This window comes from Actinophytocola gossypii (assembly GCF_025165815.1).
In the GTDB taxonomy this organism is placed as follows: Bacteria; Actinomycetota; Actinomycetes; order Mycobacteriales; family Pseudonocardiaceae; genus Actinophytocola; species Actinophytocola gossypii.
The window spans coordinates 391,025-403,615 of the sequence record NZ_JAFFZE010000006.1; the positions used below are offsets into that span (position 1 = coordinate 391,025).

13 protein-coding genes are annotated in these 12,591 nt (G+C 72.4%); 4 read left to right on the forward strand and 9 right to left on the reverse strand.

Translation table 11 applies throughout. The features are described 5' to 3' along the window. Positions 1 to 5: 5 nt before the first annotated feature. Positions 6 to 1,652: an FAD-binding oxidoreductase gene (locus tag JT362_RS06470; RefSeq protein ID WP_260190091.1), complete on the forward strand. Its 1,647-nt coding sequence runs from the start codon at positions 6 to 8 to the stop codon at positions 1,650 to 1,652. Here the strand turns inward: JT362_RS06470 and JT362_RS06475 are convergent. From JT362_RS06475 to JT362_RS06505, 7 genes are all read right to left on the reverse strand, one after another. Further along, positions 1,617 to 2,084, reverse strand: coding sequence for a hypothetical protein (locus JT362_RS06475; protein WP_260190092.1), 468 nt, complete (start codon positions 2,082 to 2,084; stop codon positions 1,617 to 1,619). The genes JT362_RS06470 and JT362_RS06475 overlap by 36 nt on opposite strands. Positions 2,085 to 2,107: 23 nt before the next feature. Then, positions 2,108 to 2,713 (reverse strand): DUF4232 domain-containing protein, encoded by a 606-nt coding sequence (locus JT362_RS06480; RefSeq protein ID WP_260190093.1) that lies wholly within the window; start codon positions 2,711 to 2,713, stop codon positions 2,108 to 2,110. Between the two features lie 57 nt (positions 2,714 to 2,770). After that, positions 2,771 to 3,823 (reverse strand): gamma-glutamylcyclotransferase, encoded by a 1,053-nt coding sequence (locus tag JT362_RS06485; protein ID WP_260190094.1) that lies wholly within the window; start codon positions 3,821 to 3,823, stop codon positions 2,771 to 2,773. 12 nt (positions 3,824 to 3,835) lie between these two features. Beyond that, a complete protein-coding gene (locus JT362_RS06490) occupies positions 3,836 to 5,122 on the reverse strand; it encodes a C39 family peptidase (protein WP_260190095.1) in 1,287 nt (428 codons plus the stop codon). 40 nt (positions 5,123 to 5,162) lie between these two features. Then, positions 5,163 to 5,717: a PadR family transcriptional regulator gene (locus JT362_RS06495; RefSeq protein ID WP_260190096.1), complete on the reverse strand. Its 555-nt coding sequence runs from the start codon at positions 5,715 to 5,717 to the stop codon at positions 5,163 to 5,165. A gap of 89 nt (positions 5,718 to 5,806) precedes the next feature. After that, positions 5,807 to 6,214 (reverse strand): PaaI family thioesterase, encoded by a 408-nt coding sequence (locus JT362_RS06500; protein WP_260190097.1) that lies wholly within the window; start codon positions 6,212 to 6,214, stop codon positions 5,807 to 5,809. Then, entirely contained in the window at positions 6,211 to 7,845 is a 1,635-nt protein-coding gene (locus tag JT362_RS06505) for a long-chain fatty acid--CoA ligase (protein ID WP_260190098.1), read from the reverse strand. The genes JT362_RS06500 and JT362_RS06505 overlap by 4 nt, the downstream gene beginning before the upstream one ends. A 286-nt stretch (positions 7,846 to 8,131) precedes the next feature. Here JT362_RS06505 and mihF point away from each other — a divergent pair, with 286 nt between their 5' ends. Next, positions 8,132 to 8,443: an integration host factor, actinobacterial type gene (gene mihF, locus JT362_RS06510; protein WP_260190099.1), complete on the forward strand. Its 312-nt coding sequence runs from the start codon at positions 8,132 to 8,134 to the stop codon at positions 8,441 to 8,443. Between the two features lie 97 nt (positions 8,444 to 8,540). After that, on the forward strand, positions 8,541 to 9,680 hold the full coding sequence (locus JT362_RS06515; protein WP_260190402.1) for an isochorismate synthase: 1,140 nt from the start codon (positions 8,541 to 8,543) through the stop codon (positions 9,678 to 9,680). A 243-nt stretch (positions 9,681 to 9,923) separates the two neighbouring features. On the opposite strand, the gene JT362_RS06520 is transcribed toward JT362_RS06515, so the two are convergent. Beyond that, a complete protein-coding gene (locus JT362_RS06520) occupies positions 9,924 to 10,631 on the reverse strand; it encodes a 4'-phosphopantetheinyl transferase family protein (RefSeq protein WP_260190100.1) in 708 nt (235 codons plus the stop codon). 134 nt (positions 10,632 to 10,765) lie between these two features. Between JT362_RS06520 and pgfA the strand changes: the two genes are divergently transcribed. After that, positions 10,766 to 11,806: a cell envelope lipid trafficking protein PgfA gene (gene pgfA, locus JT362_RS06525; RefSeq protein ID WP_260190101.1), complete on the forward strand. Its 1,041-nt coding sequence runs from the start codon at positions 10,766 to 10,768 to the stop codon at positions 11,804 to 11,806. Here the strand turns inward: pgfA and JT362_RS06530 are convergent. Further along, positions 11,803 to 12,543 (reverse strand): class I SAM-dependent methyltransferase, encoded by a 741-nt coding sequence (locus tag JT362_RS06530; protein WP_260190102.1) that lies wholly within the window; start codon positions 12,541 to 12,543, stop codon positions 11,803 to 11,805. The two genes, pgfA and JT362_RS06530, sit on opposite strands and share 4 nt — an antisense overlap. Positions 12,544 to 12,591: the final 48 nt, after the last annotated feature.

Sequence of the window (12,591 nt, forward strand, 5' to 3'; positions counted from 1 at the left end):
TACCGGTGACCGAAACGCGTGACCACACCGTCCGCCGGAGCTGGACTCCTGATGGTGGTCAGGACGTCATCCTGCCTGATCATGCCGCACGTTGGCTATATTCGAAAACCGGCCTTACCGAAATGAGTACGCCGGCCGCGCCGGACTCCGCGCTCGTGGCGGGCGAGTCCGCGCTGCCCGACGCGGCTCGGTCGGCCGTGGCGGCGGTCGTCGGGCCCGAGCACGTGCTGCTCGGCCGGGAGGACCGGCTCGGCCGCGCGGGCGGGCTGTCCTATGTGGACCTGTTGCGGCACAGGGGAACCGGTGACCTGCCGGTGCCGGACGCGGTGGTGCTGCCGGCCGACCCGGAGCAGGTGGCGGCGGTCGTCGCGGTGTGCGCGGAACACGGCGTCGGGCTCGTGCCGTTCGGCGGCGGCACGTCGGTGGTCGGCGGGGTGGCGGCGTTGCGGGCGGAGCACGCGGCCGTGGTGGTGCTCGACCTGTGCCGGCTCGACCGGCTGGTCTCGGTCGACCCGGTGTCCCGGCTGGCGGTGCTGCAGGCCGGCGTGGTCGCCCCCGAGGCCGAACGGATGCTGGCCGAGCACGGATTCACGCTCGGTCACGTCCCTCAGTCGTTCGAGCGCGCCACGATCGGGGGGTTCGCGGCCACCCGATCGTCCGGCCAGGCGTCGGCGGGCTACGGGCGGTTCGAGGACATGGTCGAGGGCGTTCGGGTCGCCACCCCGCGCGGCGAGTGGCGGCTCGGCGTCGCGCCCGCCTCGGCCGCCGGGCCGGACCTGCGCCAGCTCGTCGTGGGCAGCGAGGGCGCGTTCGGCGTGATCACCGAGGTCACCGTGCGGGTCCGGGCCCGGCCGGCCGTGCACCGCTACGAGGGGTTCGTGCTCGACGGCTGGACCAGGGGCGCCGAGGCGGTGCGCGCGCTGGCCCAGTCCCGGGTGCTCGCCGACGTCACCCGGCTGTCGGACCCGCAGGAGACCGAGGTCGCGTTCACCATGTCCGGCGGCTGGAAGACCAGGCTGGTGCGCGGGTACCTGCGTGCCCGCGGGGTCGCCGAGCCGTGCCTGCTGGTGCTGGGCTGGGAGGGCGCGTCCACCGCGGAGATCGCCGCGCGCCGGCGGGCGGCGCTGCGCGTGCTGCGGGGCTCGCGCCCGGTGTCCCTCGGCACCGCGGCGGGGGAGGCCTGGCGGCACGGCCGGTTCGCCGGGCCGAGGCAGCGGGACGCCCTGCTCGACCGGGGCGTGTGCGTGGAGACCCTGGAGACCGCGACCTACTGGTCCACAGTGGACGACCTGCGGGCCGCGGTGCGCGGCGCCCTGGCGGACGCGCTGACCGAGGACGGCCGGCGCCCGGTGATCGCCTGCCACATCTCGCACGCCTACGAGACCGGCGCGTCGCTGTACTTCACCACGCTCGTCCCGCGTGACCCGGACGACCCGATCGGCCAGTGGAAGCGCGCGAAAGCCGCCGCCTGCCAGGCAATCGCGGGCACTGAACGTCCACTTGGGACGATCACGCACCACCACGCGGTCGGCGTCGACCACAGGCCGTACCTGCCCGGCGAGATCGGCGAGCTCGGGGTGGACGTGCTGGCCGCGGTGAAGCGCGAGCTGGACCCGTCAGGTGTGCTCAACCCGGGCAAGCTCACCGGCTGACGGCTCCCGCCGCACGACGCCGAGCCACCCGAACCCGACCATGCCGGCGAAGAACAGCGGCCAGGAGAACAGCAGCCGGGTGCCGATCGCGTCCTGGCAGGTGCCGACGTAGGTGGCGAGCACGGCGGGGTCCGAACTGCCGAGGCCGTCGGCGAGCAGCGGCGTCTCCACCCCGCCGATGGTGTTGCCGCAGCTCACCGACCCGGCCTGGTCGCGGTCGAGGCTGGCGACGTGCACCGGGACGAGCGCGAGCACCAGCCCGAGCAGCATCCCGGCGACCGCCAGCACGCCGGCGAACCGGCGCGGGGTGAGGGTGATCTTGGCGAGCGGGTCGACCGGCTCGGGCTGCTCACCCAGCCGCCCGGCCGGCGGCGGTAACCGGTACGTCGGCTCGTCGGCCGGCGGCGCGGCGGTCTCCTGGTCCGGGTTCATGCCCACAGCCTGCCCGCTCCGGCTCAGGGTGTGAAGTAGGCGCTTCCCTCGACGTGCCCGGCACCGCAGACGGACCCGAAGTCGTGGGACACCACGAACGCCTGGGTGTCGTCCGGCGGGATCACCCGGATCCCGGCCGACGGGGGCTGGCAACGGCCGGTGGCCGGCTCGTCGCCGGTGGGCACCACGCCCCAGTGCAGTTTCTTCGCCGCCGACTCGCCGGGGGCGAGGGTGACCAGGCTTGGCCCGGGGTTGGGCGTGCGCACCAGGTCGGTCGGGTTGGCGTTGCCGTCGGCGTCGACGAACTCCAGGCCGCCGTAGCCGTACAGGGTGCATTCCCGCTGGCTCTTGTTGGTCACCACGAGGTTCGCGTACCGGTTCCCGGCACCCGCGTCCGCGTTCGCGATCTCGCCCTCGAGTTCCATCGCCACGCACTTGGTGTCGGCCGCCTCCGGTGGCGCGCTCTCGGTGCCGCCGTCGGGTGCCGTGGTGGTGGACGGCGACGGTGTGACCGTGACGGTCTCGGTGGCCGTCCGGGTCGGACCGTCTCCTGTGGACGCCTGATCCTCTGTCCCGCAGGCACTCATCAGCAGGACGAGGCCGGCGAGCACACACATGCGGCGGACCACGCGATCACCTCCCGTTTTCGCTTACTGGTCCTACCAGAAGAGACGCCCGGGCGCCGGTCAGGTTGTCCCCCAGTGGGTGGTGAGCGGCGACATTCCGTCGAACGGGTCGATCCAGACATATGCCCACGCGACCGTGTCGTCGTCCAGCGTCACCCGGGTACGCCGGTACTCCCGGCCCTCGTAGGTGTCCAGTATGGACAGTGCGGCGGCCGGCGCGGTCAGCTCCACCACCCACCCGGCCACCCCCGGTCCGCCGAGCCGCAGCGCCGGGTAGCCCAGCCCGGTGTCGAACAGCGTCCCCGCCAGCTCCGCCCGCCGGGGCACGCCCGCCGCGTACGGGGCCAGCATCGGCCAGTGCGACGCGTCCGGCCGCAGCGTGCCGTAGACGAACACCCGCCCGGGGTGGTCCTCGGGCACCGGCTCGCCGTCGACCGCCAGCACCGCGAGCCCGTCCCCGGCGGCCGGCTCGCCGACCAGCGCCGCCGCGGCCGCCTGCGGCACGTCCGCGCAACGCACCGGCCGCCCGTCCACCAGCAGCGGGTACCTGTTGTGCCGGGGCTGGGTGGCCCTCGCGGCCACGTACGCCAGCGGTTCCACCAGCGCCCCGCCGGCCAGCCGGACCTCGCCGGTGACGACCCGCACCAGCCGGTACCGGTCGCCGCGTCCCTCGCAGCGGTCCAGCACCCGCACCTGCTCGGGCGTGGCGAACCACACCGCGTGCGGCTCGGTGGCCTCCGGCATCGCCGTCAGCGTCGCCGGGCGCTGGTCGTCGACGACCCGCAGCCCGGCGGCCCACACCGCGGCCAGGCCCGTGCACCGCGCGCGGGCCAGCACGGCCGGTCCGACGAGCCCGAGCGTGCCGCGCAGCCAGGTCAGCTTCGACGGGCAGGCGTTCGAGCCGTAGCAGAGCACCGGCACCCGCCCGGCCAGCGGCGCGGCCCCGCGCGCGGCGAGCCAGTCGTCCAGGTCCTCGCCGCTCGCCAGGCGCCAGCCGGACAGCGCCGCCCGGTCCGGCCGCAGCGGCCACCCGGTGCCGTCGTCGTGCACGAACGAGCGGTCCGGCCGGGCGCCCGGGTAGGGCAGCGCCGGGTAGTCGGTGTCCGGGAACATCGCCTCCCGACGCTACAGCGGCAGCCGCTTCCCCGGCGGCGCGATGATGTAGGCGATGCCGCCCGAGCCGCTGGACACGCCGCCGGAGTCGTTGTGCCGCTTGGTGCGCAGCCAGATCGTCTCGAACTGCTCCCGCTGGTAGACGTTGCGCACGGCCTCGTTGCTGCTCGACGCCGGGTCGTTGGCGATCACGTCACCGTTCTCGGTGAACCCGACGATCACCATGATGTGCCCGGCCGTGCCGTAGCCCGCGCCGTCGAGTTCCTCCGCCAGGAACGACTGCGACGTGATCACCGGCACCCCGGCCAGGATGAACCGCTCCACGTCGGCCAGCGAAGACAGCCGGGTGATGTACCCGTGCAGGCCGAACGTGGCCGCGTAGGCGGTGTTGAACGGCCAGTTCCCGGTGCCGTCGTAGTCCTTGTCGTAGGTGAACCGGGCCGCGTGGTCCACGCTCGGGTCGGCGTACGACGGGTCGACCCAGGCCAGGTCCTCCTCGGTCGGGCCGCGGCCCCAGTACTCGACGACCATCTCGGTCGAGGTCGGGCTGCACCACGCCTCGCCGCCCCCGCCGTACTCCGGGTACTCGCCGGCGTGGATGTTCTGCGAGTACCGGGGCACCGGCAGCTCCCGGCCCCACGCGCCGGCGGACGGGCTGGTCGGCACCGTGAACCGGTCGGGGATCGCGGAGGTCATCGCGCCGACCATGGCCAGCCGGGGCGTCGCCCGCGTGCCGGCCTCCCGGTACAGCGTCACCCGCAGCTGGTAGGAGCGCAGGGTGACCCCGTCGGCGGCGACGAACGTGTCGACGTTGACGTAGCCGCTGGCGTCGGACTGGTCCGGCACGGTGGTGCGCAGGATGTCCCGGTCGCCGGAGGCCCAGCGGCCCATGGTGAACCACGGCGTGGTGTCCCCGGCGTCGGTGCCGGCCCGCATCTCGACCTTCAGCCACGTGTCGGCGGGCGTGGTCGCGTTCCACGACGCCACCAGCTCGGTCGCGCCGAACCCCGGCCGGTAGGACGGCGAGGTCCAGGTGCCGTACTCGTAGCTGCGGGTGGTGCCAAGGTCGGGCTCGGTGTGCTCGACGGTGCCGGCGGGCCGGCCGATGACCAGGGTGCCGCGCGGGCCGGGGCGGACCCCGTCGGCCTGGCCGGTCTGGAACCCGCTGGGCGAGCGCCACTCGTGGAAGTCGACGGGGGCGTCCTCGCTGAGGGGGGCGGCGGACGCGGGCACGGAGACAGACCCGGAGGCGGCGGTGGCCAGCAGGGCGACGGCGACGAGCAGGGGGAACGCCTTCATGGTGCTGATTTTCGCGCGTGGTCTTGGTTATGTAAACAGCTTACGACTGCTCGTCCTCCAGCTCGCGGAGGAACTCGGCCCAGAACTCCTCGACGCAGCGTTCGTAGCGCAGGCCGAGCTCGAGCGTCTTGAGCTGCCACCGGTCGGCGATCGGGGCGAGTTCGTCGCGGCGCGCGCTGTAGTCGTCCGCGCGGCGCCGGTGCGCGAGATGCTGGTCGCGCGCGAGCCGCAGCAGGTCGGACCGGTTGCCGAAGTTGGCGAAGAACAGCTTGAGCAGGCCCGGGTCACGCACCTCGGCCTGCTCGTCGGTGTGCTCGGCGAGCCACTCCCGGAGCGCCTCACGGCCGGCCGGCAGGATCTCGTAGGTCCGCCGCCGCCGGCCGGTGTCCTCGACGGTCTCGGCGACCAGCCCGTCGGCGACCAGCCGGGCCGGCTCGTCGTAGAGCTGCGAGTGCGCGAACGTCCAGAAGCTCCCGACGGTGTCGCGCACCCACAGCTTGAGGTCGTAGCTGGTCGCGGGCGCGTAGCTGAGCATGCCGAGCACCACGTACGACGTGGCGTTCAGCTTGCGCCGTCTGTTCCCGTGTTCCGGCACCCCACTGACCCTAACGGGTCGATTTGCATTAGTTCACAGTGCATATCCGTTCGCCGTGCTCCCAGCAGGCGGACGCTCCGTCGCTCCGCTCACAGCACCGCCTGGGTCTGGGTGACCCGGGCGACGAGGCGCCCGTCGTCGTCGGTGATGTCGGTCTCGACGACCACGAACCGGCGGCCGACGTGCAGGGGCCGGGACACCGCGGTGGCGTGCCCGGCGCGGACGGCGCGCAGGAAGTTCGTCTTCGACTCCACCGTCGACGTGCCGGCCGAACCCTCCGGCAGGTTCTGGAACGCGCACAGCGCGCCGGTGTTGTCGGCCAGGCCCATCAGCACCCCGCCGTTGAGCGCGCCGCCGAGGGTGGTGCCGGCCTCGCTCCACGCGACCCGGGCCCGCACCTCCTCGGCCGAGCTCGCCAGCACCTCGATGCCCAGCGTCTCCGCGTACGGCACCATGCCGTGCAGGGCCTTCGTGGCCTCCTCGTCGATGCCCGTCATGCCAGGTGGGAGATGTCGAGCCGGCCGTTCGCGGCCGCCGCGCGCAGGACCTTCTTGTCGAACTTGCCGACGCTGGTCTTCGGCACCTCGTCGACGAACGTCCAGTTCTCCGGCAGCTGCCACTTCGCGACCTTGTCGGTCAGGAACTCACGCAGCTCGTCCGGCGTCGCGGTCTTCCCCTCGGCCAGCACCACGGCCACCAGCGGGCGCTCGTCCCACTTCTCGTCCGGCACGCCGATCACCGCGGCCTCGGCCACCGCCGGGTGCGCCATCACCGCGTTCTCCAGGTCCACCGAGGAGATCCACTCGCCGCCGGACTTGATGATGTCCTTCGACCGGTCGGTGAGCCGCAGGTACCCGTCCGGGGTGATCGCGCCGACGTCGCCGGTGCGCAGCCAGCCGTCGTGGAACTTCTCCGAGCCCTCCTCGCCCGCGCCGACCCGGTAGTACGACGCCGCCACCCACGGCCCCGCCACCTCCAGCTCGCCGACCGCCTCGTTGTCCCAGGGCAGCTCGTTGCCGTCGTCGTCGACCAGCCTGGGCCGCACCGACGCCGGGAAGCGGCCCTGCAGGATCCGGTAGTTCCAGGCCTCCTCCTGGCTGAGGCCGGCCGGCGGGCGGGACACGCTGCCCAGCGGCGAGGTCTCGGTCATGCCCCAGGCGTGGATGATGGTCACGCCCAGCTCGTCGAACGCCTTCATCAGCGACGGCGGGCAGGCCGAGCCGCCGACGACCGCGCGGTTCAGCGGCGCCAGGTCCTGCGGGTGCTCGTGCAGGTGCGCGAGCAGGCCCTGCCAGATCGTCGGCACCGCGCCGGCCATCGTGGGCTTCTCCGCGGCGATCATCGCGGCCAGCGGCTCCGGCTGCAGGAACCGGTCGGGCATGACCAGCGACGAGCCGACCATCCACGCGGCGTACGGCAGGCCCCAGGACATCGCGTGGAACTGCGGCACGATCACCAGCGCCCGGTCGGACTGGGCCAGCGCCATCGAGTCGGTCATGCACACCTGCATCGAGTGCAGCCAGATCGACCGGTGGCTGTAGACGACGCCCTTCGGGTCGCCGGTGGTGCCGGACGTATAGCACATCGCGGCCGCGGAGTTCTCGTCCACGACCGGCCAGTCGAACTCGTCCGGCTGGCCGTCGAGCAGGTCGGCGTAGGAGTGCACGGTCACCCCGTCCGGGGCCTGGAGCGAGGCCGGGTCGCCGTTGACCACCACGACGTGCCGGACGGTCTCGAACGTGGGCAGCACCTTCGCCAGCAGCGGCACCAGCGTGCCGTCGACCAGGACCACGTGGTCCTCGGCGTGGTTGGCGACGTAGGTGAGCTGCTCGGGGAACAGGCGGATGTTGAGCGTGTGCAGCACCGCGCCCATCGCGGGGACCGCGAGGTAGGCCACCAGGTGCTCGGTGTTGTTCCACATGAACGTGGCGACCCGCTGGTCGCCGGTGACGCCGAGGCCGCGCAGCGCGTGCGCGAGGCGGGCGCCCTCGCGGGCGACGTCGGCGTAGGTGTGGCGGCGCGACTCGGCCCCGGTCCAGGTCACGACCTCGGCGGAGGCGTGGATCCGGCTACCGTGCCGTATCAGGTTGGCGATGGACAGCTGCCCGTCCTGCATGGTGCCCAACATCGCTGTTCAGCTCCCTGTGACTCGTGCCCGACTCGTGCGGTGGTGCTACCGAACAGTAGTGCCGAAATGGTGATCCTGGACATGGTCTCGTCGGGGTGAACAACCCCCGGAACGTGGGTCACCTGCGGTTTCGCCGGGAAGAATGCGCGTGTCGCGCGTATGTTCTCAAGGGACGGTGTGTTTACTGGGTCGCGGCACCGCGGGGGAACGCCCAGGTCAGAAAGGCCAGACGGGCGCGGGCCCGGTCGCGGACCAGCCAGATGTCGAGTTAGGAAGGATCACCACGGTGGCTCTGCCCACGTTGACTCCAGAGCAGCGCGCTGAGGCGCTGGCCAAGGCGGCGGAGGCGCGCAAGGCGCGGTCCGAGCTGTTGGCGTCGATCAAGTCCGGCGAGCGGACCATCGCGTCGGTGCTCGGTAAGGCGAAGGAAGACAAGACCATCGGCAAGACGAAGGTCGCCGCCCTGCTCAAGGCCGTGCCCGGACTGGGCGCGGTGAAGGTCGCCGCCCTGCTCGAGCAGGCCGGCATCGACCCGGACCGGCGTGCCGCCGGCCTCGGCGACCGCCAGCGCTCCGCGCTGATCGACGCGCTGAACTGACGCGTTCCAGGGCCCGCCGGGACTAGTTCCGGCGGGCCCTGAACGTGTTCAAAATCCTACCCCCGGGGGAGTTTGTCCGGCCCGATCGATGGGCATGATGGGTGGCGTGACCCTTGGGCTCATCGCGGACTACCGGCCAGGCTCGTTCCTCCTCACCTCGCCGCGGCGCTCGCTGCTGGCCACCGGCACCCAGGCCGTGGTCAGCGAACCCGACCCGGACGAGCTCGCCGCGCGGGTCACCAAGGCCCTCGTCGACTCCGACGCCCCGCTCGCCGTGGGCGCCCTCCCCTTCGACCGCGCCGCCGCCCCGCACATCGTGCTCCCCACCTCGGCCCGCTGGGAACGCACTGAAGGTGACCTTCGGGGCGTCCAGCGTCCCGGAGGTCACCTTCAGGGCATCCCCGAGGCCGTCCCGGTGCCCGCGCCGGAGGAGTACGAGCGGATGGTGGCGCGTGCCGTGCGGCGGCTGCGGGCCGGGGAGCTGGACAAGGTCGTGCTGGCCAGGCAGCTGCGCCTGCGGCTGCCCGAGCCGGTCGAGGTCCGGGCGCTGCTGGCCAACCTGGCCGCCGACAACGCCACCGGCCACACCTACGCCGTCGACCTGCCCGGCGGCCGCACGCTCGTCGGCGCGACGCCGGAGATGCTGCTCACCCGCACCGGGCTGACCGTCGACGCCAACCCGCTGGCCGGCTCGATCGCCCGGCACCCCGACCCGGTGCAGGACCGCCTCGCCGCCGAGGAACTGCTCGCGTCGGCCAAGGACCACGACGAGCACCAGGTGGTGGTGTCCGATGTGGTGGAGGCGCTGCGCCCGTTCTGCCGCTCGCTGACCGTGCCGGAGCGTCCGTCGCTGGTCGGCACGAGCGCGGTCTGGCACCTGTCGACCAGGATCACCGGCGAGCTGGCCGATCCGGAGGTCACGTCGTTGCGCCTGGCCAGCGCCCTGCACCCGACCTCGGCCGTGTGCGGAACCCCGTTCACCGCCGCCCGGGACACGATCGCCGAGCTGGAACCCTTCGACCGCGGCTTCTACGCCGGCGCCATCGGCTGGTGCGACGCCCGCGGCGACGGCCAGTGGGTGGTCGGCATCCGCTGCGCCGAGATCGCCGGCGCCGAGATGACCCTGTACTCGGGCGCCGGCATCATGCCCGCCTCCCGCCCCGATCTGGAACTCGCCGAGACCTCGGCGAAGTTCACCACCCTGCTCCGCGCGATGGGGATGTTGACGCCCGCCTGACGCGGATAGTCACCTGGAGTGAGAATTAGGTCACGTCTCACTCTGGGGTGTCGGGCGCGATGGCGCTCCAGGACGCCCGGATGGCCGGTCTGTCTTCGCAGGGACTGGATACGCGACTGTCCAGCACTGACGCGGCCGAGGAGGCGTACCGGCCGCTGGAGCAGTCGAAGAAGCCGCACACCGCGCAGGCGGACGGGGCGCGGGTCGACCGCGACCTGGACCAGGCCCGGCGCGAGACGGGTGCTAACCGAGGTCGGCGACGAGCTGGTCCGCCGACCGCTCGGTGACCTGGGGTGTCTCGGTGCCGAACACGGCCAGGCTCGCCCGGTAGTCGGGGCCGGGGTCCAGGTCGGCCATCCGCGTGGTCGCCGGGTCGACCTCGGGGGTCTCCGAGGCCAGCACGGCGGGCGGGGCGTCGTGCGCGGACAGGGTGAAGGTGCTCATCGGCACCGACATGCCCTTGCCGGTGGCCTTGACCACGGCCTCCTTGCGGGCCCAGTAGGTGAAGAACGCCGCCCGCAGGCCCGCCTCCGGCACCCGGCCGAACGCCGCCCGCTCCTCGGCGGTGAACGTGATCCTGGCCAGCTCGTCGACCTCGGCGTCCCGGATCTCCTCGACGTCGACGCCCACCGGCACGCCGTCGACCATGGCGAGCGCCACCCGGTCGCCCGAGTGCGAGATCGACACCTCCGGCGCGCGCTCGGCGACCACCCTTGGCTTGCCGTGCGGCTTGCCGCAGTCGTAGCAGCTCGCGTCCAGGATCACGGCCTCCGGCTCGACGCCGAGGTGGCGCGCGGCGACGGCCCGGAGCAGCGTGCGGCCGGTGAGGAAGCGGAGTTGGTCGATCTCCCGGCGGTAGTTGCCGTACCGCTCGCGCTCGGCGTCGTCGAGCAGCGCCAGTAGGCGCGGGGTCGCCGGCGCGGGCCTGGCCCACCACACGTCGCATCGCATGCCCGAATCATGGCGCGGACCGCTCGGCGCAGGAAGCCACCCCCCGTTCGTACTACTCCGATTGGAGCTTGTGTCGAGGTTACCGTCGGGTAATTTGGCCCGAACCAGGACGCGTCCCTCATGGAGGAGGATTCGTGCGCCGCATCCTCAGCTTCGCCCTGCTCGGACTCGGGGTGTTCGCGGTGGCGCTCGGCCTGCTGCTGCGTTTCTACTCCTACCCGCAGCTCGCCAAGGTTCCGCTGGACCAGGAGTCGACCTCGGTGGCGGAGGGCGACAACGTGACCGCGCTGATCGTGCGCACGGTCGACGGCGCCCCGGTGCCGGAGATCCGGCAGGGACTGAGCCTCACCTCGACCACCTACGTCACCGGCGACCTGACCGCGCCCGAGGTCCAGGAGGGCGGCGACACCGCCGTCTACGTCGAGGCCATCCGGACCGTGGACGACGCGAGCGGGATCGTGGTGGACGCCTCGGTGCGGTCGCTGTGCGTCGACCGGTTCACCACCGAGGCCGTCGCGCCCTGCGAGCGCCAGTACATCGAGCAGGAGCAGGGCGAGCGGAACACCGGCGTCCGCGACACGATCCAGCAGCCGGGGCTGAGCTTCAAGTTCCCGTTCGGCGCCGAGCAGCGCGACTACGACTACTACGACCTCAGCGTGGGGGAGTCGGTCGAGGCCCGCTACGACGGCGAGGAGACCATCCAGGGCCTGGACGTCCACAAGTACGTGATGACCGTGCCGCCGACCAGGATCGGCGAGCGGGAGGTGCCCGGTTCGCTGGTCGGCCTGGACGACCGGCCGTCGGTGACCGCGGAGCTGTACTACCAGGTGCGCCGCACGGTGTGGGTGGAGCCGGTGACCGGCATCATCGTGCGCGGCGAGCAGGCCGGCAAGCAGGAGCTGCTGGTGTCGGGCGAGGATCCCGGCGAGGGCACCACGGTCTTCCAGGGCACGCTCGGGTTCAACGACAAGACGGTCAACGACAACGTGACCAAGGCCGAGGACACCAAGTCCCAGCTGAGCCTGCTGACCGCGTGGCCGCTGTACATGTGGATCGGCGGCGGCGTGCTGATCGTCGCCGGTGTGCTCCTGCTGCTGACCGCGAACTCGGCGACCGGCCGGCGCAGCACCGCCGGCACCCCGCTGCGCCGCGAGCCGGCCGGCGTCGACCGCTAACGCTTTCGCAACACCAGGACGAGATTCCAGGAGGCGAATTCCCGCAGGACCGGAACGTGCACGATCCAGGTGGCCCACCACGGGTGATATCGGGGCAGGGCGCGCACGAGGTCGGCCTGCGCACAATTCCGCGCCCAATTCACGGCGGTGCCGACCCGAAATGCGAACAGGGTTTCGCCGAAACGGTTCTTCGGTTCCCGTCCGTGCCGCCTGGTGTAGCGGCGGCGCGCGTAGTGGCCGCCGAGGAGGTGCCACGGCGCGGTCTCGTGCCCGCCCCACGGCGAGAACCACGGCGTGAACGACGCGAACACCGTGCCGCCCGGCCTGGTCACCCGGACCATCTCGGCCAGCATCGCGGCCGGGTCGGCGACGTGTTCGGCCACGTTGGAGGAGTAGCAGACGTCCACGGATCCCGTTCGTACCGGCAGTTCCGTGCCGCTGGCCCGGACCATTCCCGGCGCGGGTGAGCCCCGGGCGGACAGTTCGCCGACGTCCGGGTCGATGCCAAGGTAGGTGGCGCCGGCGGCCAGGAACGCGTCGGCGAAGTAGCCGGGGCCGCCGCCGACGTCGAGCACCGACCGGCCGTCGAGCGGGGTGAACGAGCCGAGTTGGGCGACCGAGTCGGCGGCCAGGATCGCGTAGAAGTGGTCCGGGTCGGACTGTTCCCGCAGAAATGCGCGGAACAATCGAACCGATCGGGTCAGCGTCGCGTCCCGGCGTGCCGGATTTCCTACCATCGGGGGTATCGCCTTCGCCATTTCTTTGGTCGACTGTACCGGTCGGTA